The 1,331-nt window shown below is 66.0% G+C and carries 1 protein-coding gene and 1 pseudogene; one reads left to right on the top strand and one right to left on the bottom strand.

All coding sequences use genetic code 11. The features are described from left to right. Nucleotides 1–89 precede the first annotated feature (89 nt). Nucleotides 90–782: a class I SAM-dependent methyltransferase gene (locus tag ABTZ59_RS37085; RefSeq protein WP_351425959.1), complete on the bottom strand. Its 693-nt coding sequence runs from the start codon at nt 780–782 to the stop codon at nt 90–92. Between the two features lie 118 nt (nt 783–900). On the opposite strand from ABTZ59_RS37085, the pseudogene ABTZ59_RS37080 reads away from it, so the two are divergent. After that, nucleotides 901–1,017, top strand: a pseudogene (locus ABTZ59_RS37080) (IS5/IS1182 family transposase); the annotation flags it as partial. Nucleotides 1,018–1,331 lie beyond the last annotated feature (314 nt).

The raw sequence follows: 1,331 nt of genomic DNA, 5'->3' as shown, positions 1-1,331 counted from the left end.
AGTACGTCCAGTACATGGGCGATCCTCCGCCTTGCGATGCACGGCACCAGACGCCGCGGGCTTATCCGCGAAGATCGACCGGACAGGACCTAGGCAGCGAGACTGGCGCGCGCCCAAGTCCGCTCCTCCGTCAGATACTTGTCCACCTTCAAACCCGCATCGGCGAGAGCCCCCTCGAACTGCTCCCTCGTCAGCGGCCGAGACAGGAAGGTCTGTGTCCAGGTGGCGTCCGGGAACTCGTACTCCGCATACACCGAATTCACCCCCTCACCGGTCGGTTCCGCCGACACGATCCGCACCGTGTATCCGCTCGGATCAACATGCTCACGCGGCAGCCTCGTGTGCCAGTCCTCGCCCTCTCGCTGGATCAGCACGCAGCCGTTCGCCGCGACATGACGGACGCAGGTACGCAGCAGCGCCTGCCGCACTTCAATGTCTCCGGCGTGCACGAGACACGACGCGAGCATCACCACGTCGAACGTCTCACCCAGGTCGAGATCCTCGATCGAACTGCGTACGGTGCGTGCCCCGCGGATGCGGTCGAGCATCTCCTGGGACTCGTCCACGGCAATCACAGTAAAGCCCCGCTCCAGGAGCGGGTGGGTCACGCGTCCCACACCGCAACCCAGCTCCAGGATACGCGCGCCTGCTCTGACAGCAGCGGCGACGATGTCCGGCTCGGCCCCGACAGGCAGCCGGGAGTACAGCTCGACCGCGCAGCCGTCCGGGGTGATTGCCCCAGGCCCGGTCCCTTGATGTCCCGCTCGCTTATTCAGCCCCATGCCCGTCTCAACGGGCTGGGCCAGACCGCCGTTCCCGTGCCCGACGGCGTCCCTCGCCGGACGGGGACGGTCACCTGTTCAGATGAAGTGCAGAGACGCTCACCCCCGGGCAAGCCGTGCCAACCGGAAAAGGAAGGGCTCAGCCGGCGGACGGCCCATCACCTACGACTCCGAACGCTACAAACAGCGCAACACCGTCGAACGCTGCTTCCAGAAGGTCAAGACCTGGCGCGGCCCGGGTGAGGTCGACTCGGGGCGCCCTGCTGGTGTTTCCACCAGTGGGTTTCACCTAGGTCCTGTCCGGTCGATCTTCGCGGGCCCGCGACGCCTGGCACCGCACCTCGCTGCGTTGTCGGAGTCGCCCAAGTACGTCCAGTACATGGGCGATCCTCCGCCTTGCGATGCACGGCACCAGACGCCGCGGGCTTATCCGCGAAGATCGACCAGACAGGACCTAGGGCGTTTCGTTTGGATCAGCTGGTCGTTGGTTCGGGTGTGCCGTTGACTGACGCGCAGTGGGCGCGGATCGAGCCGTTGCTTCCGGATCGG

The organism is Streptomyces sp. NPDC094034 (genome assembly GCF_040303865.1).
In the GTDB taxonomy this organism is placed as follows: domain Bacteria; phylum Actinomycetota; class Actinomycetes; order Streptomycetales; family Streptomycetaceae; genus Streptomyces.
The sequence above is the reverse complement of the archived record's forward strand: the minus strand, read 5'-3'. Positions and strand labels throughout refer to the sequence as shown.